The sequence below is a fragment of the Pseudorhodobacter sp. W20_MBD10_FR17 genome (assembly GCF_052119765.1).
Classification (GTDB): domain Bacteria; phylum Pseudomonadota; class Alphaproteobacteria; order Rhodobacterales; family Rhodobacteraceae; genus Pseudorhodobacter.
This window is the reverse complement of the sequence record NZ_JBGQOQ010000015.1, coordinates 13,299-33,111: the sequence shown is the minus strand read 5'-3', so window position 1 is coordinate 33,111 and position 19,813 is coordinate 13,299. Positions and strand designations below refer to the sequence as shown.

Genomic DNA, 19,813 nt, shown 5'->3' with positions numbered 1-19,813 from the left:
CGGGCATGAATACACCACTGATCGACCCATTCGCCCGCGCCATCAACTATCTGCGCGTTTCCGTGACGGATCGCTGCGATTTTCGTTGCGTCTATTGTATGTCTGAAAACATGAGCTTTCTGCCCAAGGCCGAGTTGCTGACGCTGGAAGAGCTGGACCGCATGTGCACAACCTTCATCGGTATGGGCGTAGAAAAACTGCGGATCACGGGTGGCGAGCCGCTGGTGCGCAAAGGAATCATGACGTTCTTTGAGTCCATGACACGGCATCTCGACAGCGGCGCGTTGCAAGAGTTGACGCTGACAACGAACGGCAGCCAGCTGCGCAAATATGCGGTGGCATTGGCGGCTTGCGGGGTGCGGCGGATCAATGTGTCACTGGACACCCTGGATGATGCCAAGTTTGCCGAGGTGACGCGCTGGGGCCGGTTGGCACAGGTGTTGGACGGGATTGCCGCCGCGAAAGAGGCAGGGCTGCGGGTAAAGATCAACGTGGTGGCGTTGAAAGGGTTTAATGAGGACGAGCTGTTTTCTATTGCCGATTGGTGCGCGCGCGAAGGGCATGATCTGACGTTTATCGAGGTCATGCCGATGGGCGACCTCGGGAATGAGGACCGGCTGGACCAGTACTGGAGCCTGGAAGACCTGCGCGCGCGGCTGCGTGAGCGGTTTACGGTGACGGAATTGACCGAGCGCACCGGCGGGCCTGCACGCTATGTGCGGGTGGAAGAAACGGGGCAGAAAATCGGGTTTATCACGCCGTTGACGCATAATTTTTGTGAAAGCTGTAATCGCGTGCGACTGACCTGCACGGGTGAGCTGTATATGTGCCTTGGCCAAGAAGACATGGCCGATTTGCGTGCGCCATTGCGGGCGAGTGGTGATAACGCAGTGCTGGAACAGGCCATTCGCGACGCGATTTTGCGCAAACCCAAAGGCCATGATTTTGACTATTCACGCCAAAAAGTGGATGGCCAGATGACGCGGCACATGAGCCATACTGGCGGCTAGGCAGGGACGATTTTTCTACGAAAAATCATGCCTTCGGCGAGGATATTTAACCCAAAGAGAAAGCGCAGTGGGATGCGAGACGTGGTGCTTGGCACCGCGATTTGAAGGGGGTAAATCCCCCTGAAAATCGCAGGCCCCTGTGTCAGGTCATTCGTTTCACTGTAAATACTGGCCCGACTCTTTGCGCGCCCATGTTTTCATCAGATCGCCGAACTCGGCAAGAAACGCTTCGGTACGCGCTGGATCGTGTTTGGATAGATCGCGCAACCATGACGCCACTGCTTTTTGGATGAACCAGTCTTTATCGCCCAGATAGCTTGCCGCCCAGATCAGAATGCGCTCGCGGGCCTCTTGCTCGGCCGGTTTCAGGTTATTCAGACGGGCAAAGGGCAGGGTGGACACAAGGGCGGCGCGGCGGGTCCACATCTCGGGGCTGGTGGTCCAGCCTTCAACCGTGTCTAGGCGCGCCGGATCGGCCATAATGCGTTTTTGCGCGGCGATGCAGACGTGATCGGCGATGGCCCATGCGTCAAAATCGGGCAGCCAAGAGCAGATCATCTCCCATGCGCCGCTATCATCGGGGCGGATGCGGGCTTGGGTAAGCAGTTTGGCGGCGGCGATGCGCGCCTCATGGATATTGCTGGCCCAAAGGCCGTGGCACAGCGAAAGGCGATCCTGTAGCGGCAATTCGGCGCGCCAGGTTTTACACAGCGTTTCAATGTCGGGGTTAGAGGTGCCAAGATACGGGCGGTCAACCTTGTGATACGCCAGCATTTGCGCGGGTTTTGCGGGGTCAGAGAGGGCCTTGATTTCGGCAATGGCGTGTTCGACTGTCAGTTCGGGGGTCATTCTACGGTTACCGATTTTGCTAGGTTTCTGGGTTGGTCGACGTCGGTGCCTTTGGCGATGGCGGTATGATAGGCCAGCATTTGGGCCGGCACGGCATAGAGGATGGGTGCCAGAAAGTCGGGAACGGCGGGCATTTCCAGCGTTTTCCAGCAGCCCATGCCGGCCTCGGCTACGCCTGCGGCATCTGATATCAGCAATACCTTGCCATGGCGGGCCATCACCTCTTGCATGTTCGACACGGTTTTTTCGAACAGCGCATCGCGGGGGGCCAGCACGATCACCGGCACTTGGGCATCAATCAGCGCGATGGGGCCGTGTTTCAGTTCGCCGCTGGCATAGCCTTCGGCGTGGATATAGCTGATTTCTTTCAGCTTTAGCGCGCCTTCCATCGCCAGCGGGAACAGTGGGCCACGGCCAAGGAACAAAATGTCCTGCGCGCGGGCCAGTTCTTCGGCGATCTGTGCCACTTGTGGGGCGATCAGCATGGCTTGGTTGATAAGGCCGGGCAGAGTGCCCAGATCGGCAATGTGTTTTGCCAGTTCGGCATCGGTTAAGCGGCCTTTGTCACGCGCCGCTTTCAGCGCCATCAGCGCAAGGCTGGCCAACTGGCAGGTGAAGGCTTTGGTCGAGGCGACGCCTACTTCAACCCCTGCGCGGATTGGCAAGGCAATATCGGCTTCGCGCGCGATTGACGACGTAGGCACATTGACCACCGCGACGATTTTCGCAGCCTTATCGGTGCAATAGCGCAGCGCGGCCAAGGTATCGGCGGTTTCGCCCGATTGGCTGACGAACACCGCCCAAGTGTTGGGGGTAATTGGCGGCTCGCGGTAGCGGAATTCCGAGGCGACATCCACCTCAACCGGAATGCCCGCGACCTGTTCAAACCAGTATTTCGCCACAACGCAGGCATAGTAGGCAGTGCCGCAGGCAACCATGGTCAGCCGGTCAACGCTGGTAAAATCCATCTCGGGCGGCAGGTTAAGCGCATCGCCTGCAAGGTTGTGTTTCAGCGCATCGGCCAAAACCACCGGCTGTTCGGCGATTTCTTTGGCCATGAAATGCTTGTAGCCGCCCTTTTCAATGCGGGTATGTTCTTGCACGATCTGGGTTGTGGCGCGGTTGGCGCGGCGGTTGTGTGCGTCAAAAATCTCGGCGCCTTGGCGGGTGATAACGGCCCAGTCGCCCTCTTCCAGATAAGTGACTTGGTCGGTCATCGGTGCAAGGGCGATAGCGTCTGATCCGACAAACATTTCGCCAGACCCGTGCCCGATAGCCAAGGGTGAGCCTTTGCGCGCGGCGATTAGCAGGTCATCCTGACCGTCGAACAAAAAGCACAATGCAAAGGCACCGCGCAACCGTGACAGGGTTTCGCGTGCGGCCTCAACCGGGGTCATGCCTGCATCGAGATGAGAGCGGGTCAGAATGGCCACGGTTTCAGTATCTGTTTGCGATTCAAAGGTATAGCCTTTGGCTTGCAACTCTTCGCGCAGCTCACGGAAGTTTTCAATAATGCCGTTATGGACAACGGCAACGGGGCCTGCCTGATGCGGGTGGGCATTTTGAACGGTGGCGGCGCCATGCGTGGCCCAGCGGGTGTGGCCGATGCCGGATTTGCCCGCTAGCGCGTTATGCACCAGCAAGTCGGACAGGTTCACCAGCTTACCAACCGCGCGGCGGCGGCCCAAAACGCCGTTGTTGACTGTGGCAATGCCTGCACTGTCATAGCCGCGATATTCCAGCCGCTTTAGGGCCTCGACCAACAAGGGCGCGACTTCATTCTTGCCCAGAACGCCAATGATTCCACACATTTACGACTTGCCTTTCTGGCGGTCAGCTTTGATTTTCATAAATCGGTCCATCAAGCGCACGGCGAGGCCGGGCTTGTTGACTTGCGGCGCACGCGCCAGCGCCAACGCCTCTGACGGCACATTGGCCGTGATCACCGACCCCGAGGCCGTCATCGCGTCACGGCCCACTGTCACAGGGGCCACAAGCATGGTGTTAGAGCCGATAAAGACGCGCGGGCCGATTTCGGTGCGGTGTTTATTCGCGCCGTCATAGTTGCAGGTGATGGTGCCTGCGCCGATATTGGTATGCTCGCCCACATGGGCATCGCCCAGATAGGTGAGGTGGCCCACCTTGACGCCTTCGTCTAGCACGGCGTTTTTGATTTCGACAAAATTGCCGACATGCACATCCTCGGCCAACTCGGCACCGGGGCGCAGGCGGGCAAACGGGCCAACGGTGGCGCCACGGCTGATATGGCAACCCTCAAGATGGCAAAACGCCTTGATCTCGGCGTTGGATTCAATCGTCACCCGCGGGCCAAAGACCACATTCGGGCCGATCAGTGTATCGCGGCCAATCACGGTATCATAGGCGAAATATGTGGTTGCTGGATCGGCGAGAGTAACACCGTTTTCCAGTGCCTCGGCGCGCATGCGGGTCTGAAAGGCCACCTCAGCCGCCGACAACTCGGCGCGGGTGTTGATGCCAAGCGTCTCGGATTCGTCACAGGTGACCACGCCCGCCGAAAGCCCTTGGGCGCGGGCCAGTGCGATGATGTCGGTCAGGTAGTATTCGCCAGCGGCATTGCTGTTGCCAACCTGTGACACAAGGTCAAACAGCACCGATATGTCGGCGCAGATCACACCTGAGTTACAAAGGGTTATCGCGCGTTCGGCATCCGTGGCGTCTTTATATTCAACAATGCGGTCCAGCGTGTCGCCCGATGTGATAAGGCGGCCATAACGGCCCGGATCGGCAGCCTCAAATCCCAGCACAACAACGGCATGGTCGGCGCGGGCATCCAGCATGGCTTGCAAGGTTTCACTGCGCACAAAGGGCGTATCACCGTAGAGCACAATCGCGTCGCCTGCGGCACTGGCCAACAGGGGCGCAGCTTGGGCAACCGCATGACCCGTACCCAGTTGTTCTTGCTGAATCACGATTTCGATGCTGTCATCAAAGGCGCGGGCGGCTTTGCCTACAGCCTCGGCGCCATGGCCTGCGACAACGATAACCTGTGCCGGATCAAGGCTTTGGCCGGCCTGCAACGCATGGTGCAGCAACGGGGCCGAGCCCAGCGGATGCAGCACTTTTGGCAGGTCTGAATTCATCCGCGTGCCTTTGCCTGCGGCCAAAACGATCAATGAAACTGACATGAAACCCTTTCCTTCGGTAACAGAACCCTTTTACACGGGCGGGGCAGGGTGGCAAGGTCAGGCGCGTAACGCGCTGTTTCAGGGCTGACATATGGGGGACTTATGCGCACGGTTGTTTTTGATCTGGACGGAACTTTGGCAGACACCAGCGGAGATTTGATCGCTGCGGCCAATGCGTGTTTTGAGGGCATGGGCAAAGGGCGACCGTTGGACCCTGTCGCCGATGCTTTGACAGCCTTTGCAGGCGGGCGGGCGATGCTGCGTCTGGGGTTTGGCCGGCTGGGCATGGCGTGGACCGAGTCCCAGGTTAACGCGCAATACCCTGTGTTGTTGCGGGCCTATGCGGATGCGATTGCGGTGCATACGGTGCTATATCCGGGGGCAATCGAGGCGGTGAAAACCCTGCGTGACGCCGGTTTTGCAACCGCGATTTGCACGAATAAGCCTGAGGGTTTGGCCATTACCCTCTGCGACCAGCTTGGGATTTCTGGCCTGTTTGGCGCGTTGGTGGGGGCCGATACGTTGCCGGTGCGCAAGCCCGACCCCGAACATTACTTTGAAACCGTGCGCCGCGTTGGCGGTTGGGCCGATCAATCGCTTTTGATTGGTGATACAATAACCGACCGTGACACGGCCCGCGCGGCCAAGGTGCCGATCGTTTTGGTGGGCTTTGGCCCCGAAGGCGCAGGCGTGGCGCGACTGCAACCCGATGCTTTGCTGGATCATTACGATGATCTACCGGCTTTGATTGAGGGGTTTTTGCCAATGCGATGATTGTCGTTTAAGAATTTGTTTTTGAATGGTTTTTCGTGTATGATGCGCTGGCAGCTACCCTGTGGTGATGGCCCGATTGCACTTGAAACACGCGATAAAGATGCCGATCTTGAATTTAATTTCGAAAAAGCCGACGGAAAACCAACGGGCCGCCGTTTAGCTTAAACCTTCCACAGAGAAGGGCAGCAAAACGAAAGACACTGTAATGAGCAATCGCAAATCTACCTTTTTGGCCCTGTTGACGGCTGTTTCCTTGGTGGCCCCTATGGCCGCTGTTGCCCAACAAGGGCAGCGCCCGTCTGGCCCGCCGACGGCGCAAATCGCCAAGGCGCTTGGGGTATCTGAGAAGGCGGTCAAGACGTGCTTCCCCGCGCAGCCACAAGGTGAAGCAGCGGGCAAAGCGCCAGCCAAAGGCCAAAAGCCAGAGCAGCCAGCGCGCCCGGATGCCAGCAAGATTGCGACCTGCCTTAAGGCCGAAAATAAAAGCCTGACCAAAGCACAGGTTGAAAAGGTGCTGGGTGATTTCGCCCCACCAGCACCGCGTGGGTGAAGGCTGGGCTGATCCAAGTACGCCATGAGATAATCGATGCGGGGGCAAGTCAATTGCCCCCTTTATGCGTAGCTGCCCAAAGGTGGTCTGGCGAGGTTATAAGCGATGTTCTCCCTAAAATCTTGGTCAATAATTGCGTTGCTGTGCCTGACTGCATGTGGTGAACGCAGCGAAATTGTGGTGGTGCAAAAAACTGATGGCGTCACGCTGCATGAGGTGCTGTTTGCAACCAATCGCGCCCCCGACACGCGCCTGTTCGGGGCCGTGCGCAGCAGCATTACCAGCTATGGCACGGCGGTGGTTTCGGTGCCGCCTGCGCATAAGGTGGGGGTTGTGGAATACCCCGGAAAGTCGGCCGATGCGAAAGCGGCCTTTGGCATAACGCAGGCCGCGACCAGCCAAAACCCCGCCGCATTTGACCATGTTTTGGCCGAAAAGATTGCCGCGCGCGCCCCCTCAAACCGCCGCGCCGTGGTGTTTGTGCATGGCTATAACAACACGTTTTCCGAGGCGCTGTATATGAATGCGCAGATTGTCCATGATTATCAAAGCCCTGACATTCCGGTGCTGTTCAGTTGGCCCTCGGCAGGTGAAAACTTGGGGTATTTGCAAGACCGCGAGTCGGTGATGCTGTCACGATCCGCGCTAGAGGCGCTCTTGGACAGGCTAAGCGCCTCGGGGATTGAAAGTTTTACCATCGTTGGCCATTCGATTGGCAGCCAGTTGGTGATGGAGGCCCTGCGCCAGCACGCGATCCGCAACGGGGGCAAACAATGGCCGAAACTGGCGGGCGTGGTGTTGGTATCGCCGGATATTGATGTTGAGATGTTTGAACAGCAACGCAATGATATGGGCGGTTTGCCGCAGCCGTTTTTTGTGGTCGGATCGGGTAAGGACCGGTTGCTGCCGATATCGGGTGTGATTAACGGCAATTCGCTGCGCCTAGGGATGGTTGAGGACACGTCGCAGTTGGGCAACGAAGATGCGACCGTGGTTTCAGCCAGCTTCGCGACCGAGATGCTGTCGGTCAACCATACGACTGCGTTTGCCTCGCCCGCGATGATTGCCTTGTTGAAGGGGCTAGAGGGACAGTGAGGCGAGGGGCTTTGCTGCGCCGCGGGCGCCACTGCCGGAAAATCCAAGCGCGTAAGCAAGCCGTAGGGTCATATAAGAAAGGCCCCGCTGTTAGGCGGGGCCTTTGGTCGTTTAGGTGTAACGGTAGGGCCGACCGGCTTTTTCCATCACGGCGTTATATTCTTTGAAGATGGCAACCACCTTGGCCTTGGTCTCGGACTCGGCGCCGATTTCATCCCAGAATGTATGCGCTGCGGCCTCGACCGTGGCCCATTCGTCATCGGGGATGGTGGTCAGCTTCAGTTTCGGGCCGTTGACGCGCAGGTCGGCCTCGCCGCCCCAATACCATTGCTGGCGGTGCATGTGCGATTGGTCAAAGCACACTTTAACCAGTGTTTGCAGGTGCTGCGGCAGTTCTTTCCAGCGGTCCATATTGGCAAAGAAATGGCCAATCCATGCACCCGAGATGTTGTTGGTCAGGAAGTGGTTGGTCACATTCGACCAGCCAACGGTATAGACCTCGGTAATGCCCGACCACGCGATGCCGTCAAGCTCACCCGTCTGCATCGCGACTTCGATGTCTTCCCACGGCAAGGTGACGGGGATAACGCCGAATTGCGACAGAAAGCGGCCGGCGGTTGGGAAGGTAAAGACGCGCTTGCCCTTTAGGTCTTCGAGCGAATTGATCGGGTCTTTGGTTGAGAAATGGCAAGGGTCCCATGCGCCCGCGCTGATGTGTTTCACGCCGACTTTTGCGTATTCTTCATCCCAAATCTCGCCCAGCCCGTATTTGTTGAACAGCACAGGCACATCAAGGGAATAGCGCGAGGCAAAGGGGAAATACCCTCCGAAAACAGTGACTTCGGTGGGCGAGGCCATCGAGTCGTCATCCGATTGCACGGCGTCAATGGTGCCGCGCTGCATGGCTTGGAACAGCTCTCCCGTTGGAACAAGCTGGTCGGCGTAGTACAGCTCAATTTCCATTTGGCCTGCGGCGATCTCATTGAACATGTCGATCGCGGGCTTGATCACTTCGGCACCAAGGGCCGCACCGGCATAGGTTTGCAGCCGCCATTTGATTGGGGCGCCTTGGGCCAGCACGGGTGCGGCAAGGGTTGACGCACCAGCGGCGAGGACGCCGGAGGTGAGAAACTTTCTTCTTGTGGTCATTGGTACTCTCCTTGTTGTGGCGGTTCGGTCCGCCTGTCGGGTTGGTTAATGACGAAGTGTGTTTGGCAGCCAAAGCGCCAGCTGCGGGAACATCATGACGATGGCCAGCGCCAACACCATGACGGCGACGAACGGCACGATAGAGCGGTAGATGTCGGCCAGCGTCACCTCGGGCGGGGCCATGGCCCGCATGAGGAACAGGTTATAGCCGAAAGGTGGGGTCATATAAGCGATCTGGCAGGTCATCGTGTACAGGACACCATACCAGACCAAATCAAAATCTAATGCCGCGACAAGGGGCACATAGAGCGGGGCGACGATGACCAGCATGGCCGTGTCGTCCAGAAATGTGCCCATCAGCAGGAACGAGATCTGCATCAGGATCAGAACTTCCCAGCGGCCAAGGCCAAGGTTATCAAGGAACAGACCCTTGATCGCATCAACCGCGCGCAGCCCGTCAAACACCGCGCCAAAGGCAAGGGCGGCAAGGATGATCCACAAAAACATGCACGAAATCGCAAGGGTTTGGCGGGTGGCGGTTTCCAGCACTTTCCACGACATACGGCCTTTGGCCAGCGCCACCAAAACCGAGGCCAGCGCACCGATGACCGAGCTTTCGACCAGCCGCGTGTAGCCGGTCACAAAGGGCACCATCATCACAAGGAAGATGCCAAAGGGCAAAAGCCCCGCCAGCAGCAAACGGCGCTTTTCGGATTTTGACACAGCGGCAAGCTCGGCCGGGTCCAACGCAGGGCCGAGGCTGGGGTTCAGTTTGCAGCGAATCCAGATATAGGCGATAAACATCGCCGCCATCAGCAACCCGGGCACGACGCCCGCCAGCCACAAATCCGACACCGATTGCCGCGCGATCAACGCATAGAGAACAAGCACCACCGAAGGCGGCACAAGAATGCCAAGCGACGAGCCAGCCTGAATAACGCCAGTGACCATCTGTTTATCATAGTTTCGCTTTAGCAATTCGGGCAGGGCGATGGTGGCACCAATTGCCATACCCGCCACCGACAGCCCGTTCATAGCCGAAATCAGAACCATCAGCAGGATTGTCCCAATCGCAAGACCGCCCGGAACAGGGCCGAACCAGACGTGAAACATCCGGTACAGGTCATCGGCCAAACGGCTTTCCGACAGCACATAACCCATAAAAATGAACATCGGCAGCGTCAGCAGCGGGAACCAACCGATCACCTTGATGCTTTGGGCAAAGGCCAGATCATAGCCGCCACGGTCGCCCCACAGGGCCAAGGCGGCCACCACAGCCACAAAACCGATGATGCCAAACATCCGCTGGCCGGTCATCAACATCACCAGCATCGAGCCGAACATCAGCATCGCAATCATATCATAATGCATCAGATTTCTTTCCCCCGCAGGGTGGCAATGTCGCGGATAAAGAAGACGGTGCATTGCAACAGCATCATAACAATGCCCACACACATCACAATTTTCACAGGCGCCATGTAGGGCCGCCAAAGGCCGGATTTACGCTCGCCATATTCCAGCGCGTAGGCGGCGCTTTCCACACCGCCCCACAGCAAAACGCCGAGGTAAAACAGCAGGGCAAAAATGGTGACCGCATCAATCATCGCCTTGGTGCGCGTCGACCAGTTGGAATAAAACACATCCATCCGCACAGCCGAGTCCATCTGTAAGGCATAGGCACCGCCCAGCATGAAATATCCGGCAAGGATGAATTGGCCCATCTGGTCGGTCCAGCGCAGCGGCACCCAAAATGCCCGCGATATAGCCCCCCAGAGCAGCACAGCCATCAGAACAAACAGCAGATACATGGCCATTCGGCCAATGCGTTTGTTCCAGCGTTCAACCCAATGAACGTAGCGAATGACGATTGTCGGCATAAACCCCCACAGTATGCGCTTTTGCCTTTGCGGCAAAATTTGACCTTTCGGTCAGCATGGCGGGGCAAATAGGACTTGGCAAGCGTGTTAAACCAGCCCGCGCATTTTGCTGCGGGTTTTGCCTAAAGGTTAATCACTCGGGGGAACGGCGGGGGAGTCGAGTTAGCCGCAGAACATGTCGTGTATCAGGGCCATCATCCGCGTTGCGCGGGAATCAGACAGAGCGTAATAAATCGCCTTACCATCGCGGCGGCAGCTGACCAGACCTTCCAGCCGCAGGCGGGCCAACTGCTGGCTAACAGCCGCTTGGCGCGAGCCGAGAAGCGTTTCCAACTCGGTTACCGATTTTTCGCCCGAGGTGAGGTGGCACAAGATCATCAAGCGCCCCTCATGCGACAACGCCTTTAGGAAATTCGACGCATTTTCGGCCTGCCGCACCAGATCTTCTGGTGGGACGCTGCTGCAAGCAATGGCTGGGCTTGCAGAGTGGCTAAGGGCGCGGGCATTGGAGTCGAACGACATCGAAAAGCTTTCACAGCGAATATGTTGACCTTATCCTAGTGCTTGGCGCGGGTATATTCAAGAAACGGCGGGGGAATATGTCTGTTTATCTGCGGAAGTTGAAGAATGGCGGTGGCTGGCGCGTTAAGTTTGGGCAAATTGCCATGGTTTTGGGGCTTCGATGGACAGCGTAGGTTTGTAACTAGGGCGGCCCCAGAATGGGCCCCAGCACAGGATTTGTGAAAATCCGGTCATAGGCGGCTGGTGGGGCTGGAATTGTGGCCACGTTTGGGCTATTGCAGCGGCCATATCCTTTGCCAATGGGGGCCACCGATGAAAGCTGCTGTTCTAACCTTTCCTGGGTCGAACTGTGACCGCGACCTAGCAGTTGCCTTTGAACAGGCCGGCGCCGAGGTGCATCGGGTCTGGCACAAAGATACCGATCTGCCGGTGGGCATCGATATCGTAGCGATACCGGGCGGTTTTTCCTTTGGCGATTATTTGCGCTGCGGCGCGATTGCGGCGCAGTCACCTATTGGTGCGGCTGTGCGGGCCCATGCGGCGCGTGGCGGTTATGTTCTGGGCATCTGCAACGGCTTTCAGGTGCTCACTGAAATGGGCCTTTTGCCGGGCGCTTTGATGCGCAACGCGGGGCTGAAATTTATCTGCAAGCCTTTGGAATTGCAGGTCGCCACCAGGGATAGCGCCTTTACCGGCGGCTATGAAAAAGGGCAGCGTTTGATGGTGCCGGTTGCGCACCACGACGGCAATTACACTGCCGATGCCGAGACCGTAGCGCGGTTGCAAGGCGAAGACCGTGTGGCCTTTACCTATAGCAACAATCCGAATGGTTCGGTCGGCAGCATTGCCGGAATCCTGTCGGAAAACCGCAGGGTTTTGGGGATGATGCCCCACCCCGAGCGTGCAAGTGAGGCGTCGCATGGCAGCACCGATGGCGCGGCGTTGTTTCGCTCGTTGACCGGCGCTTTGGCGCTCGCCTGATTGCGCGCTGCTTGAGGTCGCCGCGGGCAGGTCGTAAGCTGTTACTATGAGCGATACAGATAAACCCATCCCCATCCCGCGCCCTTTACCGGGTAAAACCTTTGCGGCCCAGCCCTTGGCAAAACAATCACGCCGATTGTCATGGCTGATGCGTGGGCTGATCGCGGCTCTGTTTGCGGCAGCTGTAGCGGTGGTCATGGTGACAAATGTCTGGCTGACCGAACGGTTCAGCGAGGCGACGCGCAACCGGTCTGAGGTGCGTCTGGCGCTGTATACCGGTAACCTGATCTCGGAATTGCAGCGCAATTCGGTTGTGCCACTGTTGCTGGCGCGCGACCCCGAGCTGATCCGAGCGCTGCAAGATGGCGATTTTTCGCGGACCTCGGCGCGGCTGATCTCGTTTCAGGCCGAAATTGGCGCGGCGTCGATTTTGTTGCTGGATAAAGACGGGCGCGCGGTAGGGGCGACGAATCGAAATTTGCTCGGGTCGAACCATCGCAGCCTTGCCTATTTTGTCGATGCGCAGCGCACCAAAGACACGGTGTTTTCGGCGCAACCCCGTCAAACCGGCGGCAATGATTTCACCTATTCCCGCGCGGTTTTGGCCGATAACCGGATGGTCGGTGTGATCGTCGTCGCGGTTGATTTGATGAAATATGAACGGGCTTGGGCCGGACTGACCGATGCGGTTTTGGTGACCGATAGCGAAGGCCGCGTGATCCTTGCGACCGAACCGCGGTGGCGCGGGTTGACGATTGATGAGGCGCTGGCCGTGCAGGACGCGCCATCGGCGATTGAGCGCGCGTTGCGGGCCACCTCGGATTGGACGCAAAGCCGACCCGATGCCTATTTGCGCGGCACGGCGGTGATGAAAACCGAGGCGCGGGTGCCGTTTCGAGGTTGGCGCATCTTGACCTTTACCGCCTACGATTCCGTGCGCGAGCGGGTGAACGGGGTTTTGGCGCTTGAAATCATGGGATTCGCGATCCTTTTGGCGCTGACATTCTATTTCCTGTCACGGCGGGCTTGGTCGCAAAGCGCATCGTTTCAGCGTGAAAGCGCCGAGCTGCGGTTGCTGAATGCGCGCCTGAAACGAGAGATCGCGCAGCGGGAAAAGGTGCAAAAAGACCTTGCCGTGGCCGAGTTGACGCTGGCGCAATCGTCGAAACTGGCCGCCTTGGGCGAAATGTCGGCGGCTGTTAGCCATGAGCTGAACCAACCTTTGGCCGCGATGAAGACCTATTTGGCGGGCGCACGGCTGTTGTTGCAACGCCACCGCCCCGAAGAGGCGCTGTCGAGTTTTCAGCGCATTGATGACCTGATCGAACGCATGGGCGCGATCACACGGCAGCTAAAATCCTATGCCCGCAAGGGCGGCGAGGCGTTTGAGCCGGTGGACGTGCGCGCCAGCCTGTCGAGTGCGCTGTCGATGATGGAGCCGCAGCTGAAAACCCGCGTGGTGCAGATTACCCGTAACCTGCCGCGCACGCCGGTAATGATTATGGCGGATCGCTTGCGGTTGGAGCAGGTGATCATTAACCTATTGCGTAATGCGCTGGACGCGACCAAAGACACCAAAGACCCCAAGATCAAGCTAGAGATTGTGGTCGATCATTCCGTGCATCTCACGGTAAGCGACAATGGCCACGGGCTCGATAACCTCGAAAGCCTGTTCGAGCCGTTTTATACGACGAAGAAACCCGGTGAGGGTGTAGGGCTTGGCCTTGCGATCTCATCTGGGATTGTGACCGATTTGGGCGGGCGGTTGCTTGCGCGGAATGGCGATGAGGGGGGGGCTGTATTTGAAGTACAACTCCCCATATTGGGCAGTGAACTGGCAGCAGCGGAGTAGAATATGGCGCGTGCAATGAAAGTCGCGATTGTCGATGACGAGGCCGACATGCGGCAATCCATCAGCCAGTGGCTGGCTCTGTCGGGGTTTGAAACCGAGACCTATTCCTGCGCCGAAGATGCGCTAAAGGTTATTGGTGCAGACTATCCGGGCGTGGTTGTGTCCGATATCCGGATGCCTGGCATGGATGGCATGGCGTTTTTGAAACGGTTGATGAGCCTTGATAGCGGCTTGCCTGTGATTATGATCACCGGCCACGGCGATGTGCCGATGGCGGTTGAGGCAATGCGGGTCGGCGCATATGACTTTTTGGAAAAGCCGTTCAACCCCGACCGGATGACCGAGCTGACCAAAAAGGCCACGCACAATCGCCGTATGACGCTCGACAGCCGCGCGCTACGGCGTGAGTTGTCGGATGGCACGATGCTGATGAAAAAACTGATCGGCACCTCGGATGAAATGGAACGGCTGCGCGAGGATATTCTCGATCTGGGGCAGGCGGATGGCCATGTGCTGATTGATGGCGAAACCGGTACGGGCAAAACGCTTGTCGCCCATGCGCTGCATGCGGTGGGGCCGCGGGCGTCGAAAAAGTTTGTGACGATTTCCTGTGCGGCGTGGTCCGAAGACCAGCTTGCCGCCAAATTGTTTGGCCCAATGGAAGACGGCGCTGTGCCAATGGTAGAAGAGGCGCGGGGCGGCACGCTTTGCCTTGAAGACATCGAGTCGCTAAGCCACGCACTGCAATCGCGCTTGTTGACCATGATTAACGACCAAGGCGTCCCACCCGAAACCCGTATCATCGCCATTGTGAATGAACACGCGCCTGACAAAACGCTAGAGGATATTCTGCGCCCTGATTTGTTTTACCGCTTGGGCGCACTGACGATTATCTGCCCGCCATTGCGGGCGCGAGGCGAAGATATTCTGACATTGTTCACCCGTCTGTCGGAACAATTCGCCGAGGAATATGGCTGCGAGGCCCCGCAAGTCGCCGCGCAAGAGGCCGCACAATTGCTGCAAGCGCCGTGGCCCGGTAACGTGCGACAGCTGGTGAATATTGCCGAGCGTGCAGTGCTGCAAAATCGCCGCGGATCGGGTTCTATCGCGTCCTTGCTGATGGCTGATAACGAGGCCGCGGGCCCCGCGCTGACCACCGAGGGCAAGCCGTTAAAGGACTATGTCGAAGCCTTTGAACGGATGCTGATTGACAACACAATGCGCCGCCACAAAGGATCGATTGTCGCTGTCATGGAAGAGCTGTGCTTGCCGCGCAGAACGCTGAACGAAAAAATGGCGAAATACTCTCTAAGCCGCTCGGATTATACCTAAGGCCGAATTTTTTTGGGGGGGGCTGCGGCGCCCCTCTCACATGAAGCGCGTCCCTTGGGGGCTTAGCGGTCTAGCGTTTCAGCCTCTGGATGAGGTTGAGAAAACGCACAAGTATATTTCAAATATAGCGATGAAATACGATGCCTGATGGCTCAAGTGGCTTCGGCTTTCTGTTCGGTGAAAATATCCTCAGGGGGGCGCCTGAAAGGCGTAGGGGGGCAGAATGCCCCCCCTTGTTCATCCCAAGGCGTGGCTTTATTTTTCCGGGATCAACCCGCGCGGGCTAAACCGCATGACGAGCAGCAAAATCACCCCCAAGGTCAACAGCCGCATGTTTTGCGCCGAGTCCATCAGGTGCGTTTTAAGCCAGCCATCGCCCATGCCATAGGTCACCATCGACATCACACCCGGCCCAAGGCTTTCCACGATCAGCCACAACCAACCGATCAGCAGGCCACCCAGCACCGCACCCCAGTTATTGCCCGATCCGCCAACAATCACCATAACCCAGATCAGAAAGGTAAAGCGCAGCGGGTTATAGGTGCCGGGCGTCAGCTGTCCGTCCATCGACGTCATCATAGCACCCGCAAAACCAACCACGGCCGAGCCGATGACAAACACCTGCAAATGTCGGCGTGTCACGTTTTTACCCATCGCAGCGGCCGCCACCTCATTGTCGCGGATAGACCGCATCATGCGGCCCCAAGGGCTGTTCAATGCCATTTCCGACATCCAGACCACCAGCGCCAAAACCGTCGCAAACAGAACGACATAAGCCAGCTTGACCACGATGGATGAGGCGCCAACCGGATCAAACCCGTAGTTCGCGGCCCATTCAAGGAAGGCCGCATTTTGCTGCAAATCCACCTCATAGGGCACGGGCCACGGGCGGGGCAGGCCGATCATATTTTTTACACCGCGCGCCAGCCAATCTTCATTTTTCATCACAGCGATGATGATTTCGGCAATGCCAAGCGTGGCAATAGCCAGATAATCCGACCGTAGGCCCAATGAGATCTTGCCGATCGCCCAAGCCGCAAGCGCCGCCAACAGCCCGCCCACGGGCCACGCCAGCAGGGATGGCAGGCCAAGCCCGCCAACGTTGCCAGCCGTTGCGGAATTGATCGCCTCAACCGCCTCAACCGCAGGGTCGAAAATTTCCCGAAATGCAAAGAAGCCGCCGATCAGCAGGGCCAACATGGCCATTGTGCGCATCCGGCCTTTGGCCATCCGCTTATACACCTGTGTCGCGGCCACGATCACGACAATGCCAAAACCAAGCCCTGCCACGATACCCCAGCCACCAGCCGCCCACCCCTCGGGCACAGGCGGAGAGGACACGAGCGCCACAGCCAACCCGCCAAGGGCCGCAAAGCCCATGATGCCGGTGTTGAACAGGCCCGCATAGCCCCACTGCATATTCACGCCCAAAGCCATGATCGCCGATAGCAACCCAATGGTCAGGATACTAAGGGCGAGGTTCCAGCTTTGGAAATATCCGGTGCCGATATAGAGAACCGCGACCAGCCCGAACAGGATAAGATTACGTTTGTTCATCCCGATTTCCCCTTAAACAGCCCGGTGGGCATGAACAGCAACACTATGATAAGTATAATAAAACTGACCGCCAGCTTGTAGTCTGTCGACAGGAGTTGGATCAGATTGTCAGGCGCCCAAGCCTCGGGCACCAGATAGCCGATGACCTTTTTCCACGCATAGGTCACAAAGACCTCGGAATAGGCCACAACAAACCCGCCCGCGATTGCGCCCAACGGGTTGCCAAGGCCACCCACCACCGCCGCCGCAAAGATAGGCAGCAGCAGTTGGAAATAGGTAAAGGGTTTGAACGACTTATCCAAACCATAGAGCACACCCGCGATCGTCGCCAATGCGGCCACGATAATCCACGTCACGTTGACCACATGGTTCGGGTTTATGCCCGACAACAGCGCCAAATCCTCATTGTCTGAAAACGCGCGCATCGACTTACCGGTACGGGTTTTCTGCAAGAACCAAAACAGCCATGCCACCACGATGATCGCCGTAATCACGGTAATGGCTTGGGTCGATTTGATCGCCAAGCCTTCGGACAGGCCTGTCCATTTTTTAAACTCGCCCGCCGTCATGACAAAGCGTTCGCCATCGGCAAAGTTGCGTTCGTCAACGCCGATAATAAGGCGGGTAATACCGTTCATCACGAACATCACACCTAGCGAGACAATCACCAAAATTGTCGGCACCGCGCGTTGTTTGCGGTAAAATCGGTAGACGAACCTGTCTGTCAGCAGCAACAGCGCCGCAGTCGCTGCAATCCCAACCGGCATCGCGATCAACGCTGTCGGCAGCGGCCCAAAATGCACGCCCATGCTTTGCAGCCACCATGTCACCAAAATGGTGACCATAGTGCCAAACGCCATCGTATCGCCTTGGGCAAAGTTTGAAAATCGTAAGATGCCGTAAACCAGCGTGGCCCCCAGCGCCCCCAGTGCCAGTTGCGCGCCATATGCGGTGGCCGGAACCACCACAAAATTCACAAAGGCCACGATTGCGTTTAAAATATCCATCAAGCTTGCCCTTTATTCATCCGGTCCGCATCAACGCAGAACCCTGTTGCGGTGCCCAGCACAGTGCTATCTGCCGCAAATCCGTCTGTTTCAGTCACGGTCAACGCGCCGTTTTCGCGCAATTGAAACCGCCTCATGCCTGTTTTGTCGGTCCGCATCACCCATTCCGTCTCGCTCACCGTTTCCAGCGCATTGCGCCCCGTTTCAAAGCCCGCCTCAAAGTAATAGGCGCGGCCATCCTCGGCCACGGGCAAAATTACGATATCGGCGGGTAGGGGGCCCCTGCAATCGCTGCCCCGACAAATGCTGTCAAACTTGCAAGCGAAAGCAACCAACTTTTGCGGGGTGACCTTGTACTCCCACTGACTGATAAACATAATCGCTGTCACCAGCACCATGAAGACGCTAACCGACAGTACAAACGGGCGCGTATCCATCGACTAGCCCCCCAAGAAACTGCGGCGCACTTCGGGGTCTTGCATCAAGGCCTGTCCGGTATCGGTAAAGCGGTTGGCCCCTTGCACCAAAACATAGCCTTTATGCGCGATTTCAAGCGCTTGACGGGCGTTTTGTTCCACCATCAAAATGGAAATACCCGAGCGCGCCACCTCGATGATCCGGTCAAACAGCTCATCCATCACGATGGGCGACACGCCTGCGGTGGGTTCGTCCAGCATCAACACCTTTGGCTGCGTCATCAACGCGCGGCCCACGGCCACCTGTTGGCGCTGCCCACCCGACAGCTCACCTGCGGGCTGATGGCGTTTGTCTTTCAAAATCGGAAACAGGTCATAGACCTGCGCAATTGTGGCTGAGATATCGTCGCGGCGCAAAAATGCCCCCATCTCTAGGTTTTCCTCAACCGTCATGGAGGTAAAGATGTTTGAGGTTTGCGGCACAAAGGCCATGCCTTTGGCAACGCGGTCTTGGGGTGACAGGGCGGTGATATCCTCGCCTTGCAGCTTTACATGCCCCGCCCTCAGGTTCAGCATGCCAAACACGGCCTTCATCGCGGTTGATTTGCCAGCACCATTGGGGCCGACAATCACAGCAATTTCGCCCTTTTCAACGGCGATGGTACAATTGTGCAAAATATCCGCCGCGCCGTAGCCGCCGGTCATATTTTCACCAATCAAAAACGGTTCTGACATCTAATTCCTCTGCGCCGCTGCCTCGGGTTTCGGGTGGCGGTTTCATTCATCTATAGTCAAACAGCCACAGGCGTGCAGCCTTACGGGGTTACGCGCTGGTCTTAATCTTGTTCTTTAGGCCGGTGCCCAAATACGCCTCAATCACACGCTCGTCGTTTTTCACTTCGTCCACGGTGCCTTGGGCCAAAACCTTACCTTCGGCCATACAAATTACCGGGTTGCAGATGCGCGCGATGAAATCCATGTCATGCTCGATCACGCAGAACGTATAGCCCCGTTCCTTATTCAAGCGTAAAATCGCGTCGCCGATGGTGTTCAGCAGCGTGCGGTTCACGCCGGCACCCACCTCATCCAAGAACACAATCTTGGCATCGACCATCATCGTGCGGCCCAGTTCCAACAGCTTTTTCTGGCCGCCGGAAATGTCGCTGGCGCGCTGGTCGGCCAAATGGCTAATGGTCAGAAACTCCAGCACATCATCGGCCTTGTCGCGGATGCGGCGCTCCTCGGCGGCAATGCGGCCCCGCGCGAACCATGTGCTCCACAGTGCTTCACCGGTCTGGTTTTCCGGCACCATCATCAGGTTTTCGCGCACCGTCATCGAACCAAACTCATGCGCGATTTGAAAGGTGCGCAGCAGGCCTTTGTGAAACAATTCATGCGGCGGCAGGCCGGTGATATCCTCACCCGCCATTATGACCCGGCCCGACGTGGGCGGCAGGCGTCCGGCGATGACGTTGAATAACGTGGTTTTGCCCGCGCCATTTGGCCCGATCAAGCCGGTGATTGAACCGGTTTCAATCGTAAGAGATGCGCCATCAACGGCATGGAAGCCGCCGAAATGTTTGTGCAGGTTTTCGACGACGATCATCGCAGTCTCCCATAGGGGCCAGTGGAATTGGCCGCTGCCATACTATATTTAAACGGCCCGAGGGGTACC

Annotated in this window: 19 protein-coding genes; 7 read left to right on the top strand and 12 right to left on the bottom strand. The window is 57.6% G+C overall.

What is annotated here, in order from left to right:
* Positions 1 to 5 precede the first annotated feature (5 nt).
* A complete protein-coding gene (gene moaA / locus ACEN2J_RS11665; protein WP_442106022.1) occupies positions 6 to 1,010 on the top strand; it encodes a GTP 3',8-cyclase MoaA in 1,005 nt (334 codons plus the stop codon).
* A 156-nt stretch (positions 1,011 to 1,166) separates the two neighbouring features.
* On the opposite strand, the gene ACEN2J_RS11660 is transcribed toward moaA, so the two are convergent.
* The 3 genes from ACEN2J_RS11660 to glmU are packed head-to-tail and all read right to left on the bottom strand — an operon-like array spanning position 1,167 to position 5,026.
* Positions 1,167 to 1,859 carry a DNA alkylation repair protein gene (locus tag ACEN2J_RS11660; RefSeq protein ID WP_442106020.1) on the bottom strand — a complete coding sequence of 231 codons (693 nt, stop codon included), beginning with the start codon at positions 1,857 to 1,859 and terminating at the stop codon, positions 1,167 to 1,169.
* Positions 1,856 to 3,670: a glutamine--fructose-6-phosphate transaminase (isomerizing) gene (glmS, locus tag ACEN2J_RS11655; RefSeq protein ID WP_442106019.1), complete on the bottom strand. Its 1,815-nt coding sequence runs from the start codon at positions 3,668 to 3,670 to the stop codon at positions 1,856 to 1,858. Before glmS ends, ACEN2J_RS11660 begins: the two co-directional genes overlap by 4 nt.
* Complete coding sequence (gene glmU, locus ACEN2J_RS11650) at positions 3,671 to 5,026, bottom strand: bifunctional UDP-N-acetylglucosamine diphosphorylase/glucosamine-1-phosphate N-acetyltransferase GlmU (RefSeq protein ID WP_442106017.1); 1,356 nt, start codon at positions 5,024 to 5,026, stop codon at positions 3,671 to 3,673.
* A gap of 102 nt (positions 5,027 to 5,128) precedes the next feature.
* Between glmU and ACEN2J_RS11645 the strand changes: the two genes are divergently transcribed.
* The 3 genes from ACEN2J_RS11645 to ACEN2J_RS11635 all read left to right on the top strand — a co-directional run bounded on the left by ACEN2J_RS11645 (position 5,129) and on the right by ACEN2J_RS11635 (position 7,445).
* Positions 5,129 to 5,800 (top strand): HAD hydrolase-like protein, encoded by a 672-nt coding sequence (locus ACEN2J_RS11645; protein WP_442106015.1) that lies wholly within the window; start codon positions 5,129 to 5,131, stop codon positions 5,798 to 5,800.
* Positions 5,801 to 6,005: 205 nt separating this feature from the next.
* Positions 6,006 to 6,350 (top strand): hypothetical protein, encoded by a 345-nt coding sequence (locus ACEN2J_RS11640; RefSeq protein ID WP_442106014.1) that lies wholly within the window; start codon positions 6,006 to 6,008, stop codon positions 6,348 to 6,350.
* A 105-nt stretch (positions 6,351 to 6,455) separates the two neighbouring features.
* The gene (locus tag ACEN2J_RS11635) at positions 6,456 to 7,445 is read left to right on the top strand and encodes an alpha/beta hydrolase (RefSeq protein ID WP_442106012.1); all 990 of its coding nucleotides are present in this window, start codon (positions 6,456 to 6,458) and stop codon (positions 7,443 to 7,445) included.
* A gap of 111 nt (positions 7,446 to 7,556) precedes the next feature.
* Here ACEN2J_RS11635 and ACEN2J_RS11630 read toward each other — a convergent pair whose 3' ends face one another.
* From ACEN2J_RS11630 to ACEN2J_RS11615, 4 genes are all read right to left on the bottom strand, one after another.
* Complete coding sequence (locus tag ACEN2J_RS11630; RefSeq protein ID WP_442106011.1) at positions 7,557 to 8,594, bottom strand: TRAP transporter substrate-binding protein; 1,038 nt, start codon at positions 8,592 to 8,594, stop codon at positions 7,557 to 7,559.
* Between the two features lie 45 nt (positions 8,595 to 8,639).
* Positions 8,640 to 9,965: a TRAP transporter large permease gene (locus ACEN2J_RS11625; protein ID WP_442106009.1), complete on the bottom strand. Its 1,326-nt coding sequence runs from the start codon at positions 9,963 to 9,965 to the stop codon at positions 8,640 to 8,642.
* Entirely contained in the window at positions 9,965 to 10,471 is a 507-nt protein-coding gene (locus ACEN2J_RS11620; RefSeq protein WP_442106007.1) for a TRAP transporter small permease subunit, read from the bottom strand. The genes ACEN2J_RS11625 and ACEN2J_RS11620 overlap by 1 nt, the downstream gene beginning before the upstream one ends.
* A 162-nt stretch (positions 10,472 to 10,633) precedes the next feature.
* A complete protein-coding gene (locus ACEN2J_RS11615) occupies positions 10,634 to 10,993 on the bottom strand; it encodes an ArsR/SmtB family transcription factor (protein WP_442106005.1) in 360 nt (119 codons plus the stop codon).
* 312 nt (positions 10,994 to 11,305) lie between these two features.
* On the opposite strand from ACEN2J_RS11615, the gene purQ reads away from it, so the two are divergent.
* The 3 genes from purQ to ACEN2J_RS11600 are packed head-to-tail and all read left to right on the top strand — an operon-like array spanning position 11,306 to position 15,158.
* Complete coding sequence (gene purQ, locus ACEN2J_RS11610; RefSeq protein WP_442106003.1) at positions 11,306 to 11,974, top strand: phosphoribosylformylglycinamidine synthase subunit PurQ; 669 nt, start codon at positions 11,306 to 11,308, stop codon at positions 11,972 to 11,974.
* Between the two features lie 46 nt (positions 11,975 to 12,020).
* Positions 12,021 to 13,826: an ATP-binding protein gene (locus ACEN2J_RS11605; protein WP_442106001.1), complete on the top strand. Its 1,806-nt coding sequence runs from the start codon at positions 12,021 to 12,023 to the stop codon at positions 13,824 to 13,826.
* Between the two features lie 3 nt (positions 13,827 to 13,829).
* Positions 13,830 to 15,158 (top strand): sigma-54-dependent transcriptional regulator, encoded by a 1,329-nt coding sequence (locus tag ACEN2J_RS11600; protein ID WP_442106000.1) that lies wholly within the window; start codon positions 13,830 to 13,832, stop codon positions 15,156 to 15,158.
* Between the two features lie 255 nt (positions 15,159 to 15,413).
* On the opposite strand, the gene ACEN2J_RS11595 is transcribed toward ACEN2J_RS11600, so the two are convergent.
* The 5 genes from ACEN2J_RS11595 to ACEN2J_RS11575 form a co-directional block, all read right to left on the bottom strand.
* On the bottom strand, positions 15,414 to 16,715 hold the full coding sequence (locus ACEN2J_RS11595; RefSeq protein ID WP_442105998.1) for a branched-chain amino acid ABC transporter permease: 1,302 nt from the start codon (positions 16,713 to 16,715) through the stop codon (positions 15,414 to 15,416).
* Positions 16,712 to 17,722, bottom strand: coding sequence for a branched-chain amino acid ABC transporter permease (locus ACEN2J_RS11590; protein WP_442105997.1), 1,011 nt, complete (start codon positions 17,720 to 17,722; stop codon positions 16,712 to 16,714). The genes ACEN2J_RS11595 and ACEN2J_RS11590 overlap by 4 nt, the downstream gene beginning before the upstream one ends.
* Positions 17,722 to 18,159: a hypothetical protein gene (locus ACEN2J_RS11585; RefSeq protein WP_442105996.1), complete on the bottom strand. Its 438-nt coding sequence runs from the start codon at positions 18,157 to 18,159 to the stop codon at positions 17,722 to 17,724. Before ACEN2J_RS11585 ends, ACEN2J_RS11590 begins: the two co-directional genes overlap by 1 nt.
* Before the next feature lie 3 nt (positions 18,160 to 18,162).
* A complete protein-coding gene (locus ACEN2J_RS11580) occupies positions 18,163 to 18,873 on the bottom strand; it encodes an ABC transporter ATP-binding protein (RefSeq protein ID WP_442105995.1) in 711 nt (236 codons plus the stop codon).
* 88 nt (positions 18,874 to 18,961) lie between these two features.
* Positions 18,962 to 19,744, bottom strand: a complete 783-nt coding sequence (locus ACEN2J_RS11575) for an ABC transporter ATP-binding protein (protein WP_442105994.1) — start codon at positions 19,742 to 19,744, stop codon at positions 18,962 to 18,964.
* Positions 19,745 to 19,813 lie beyond the last annotated feature (69 nt).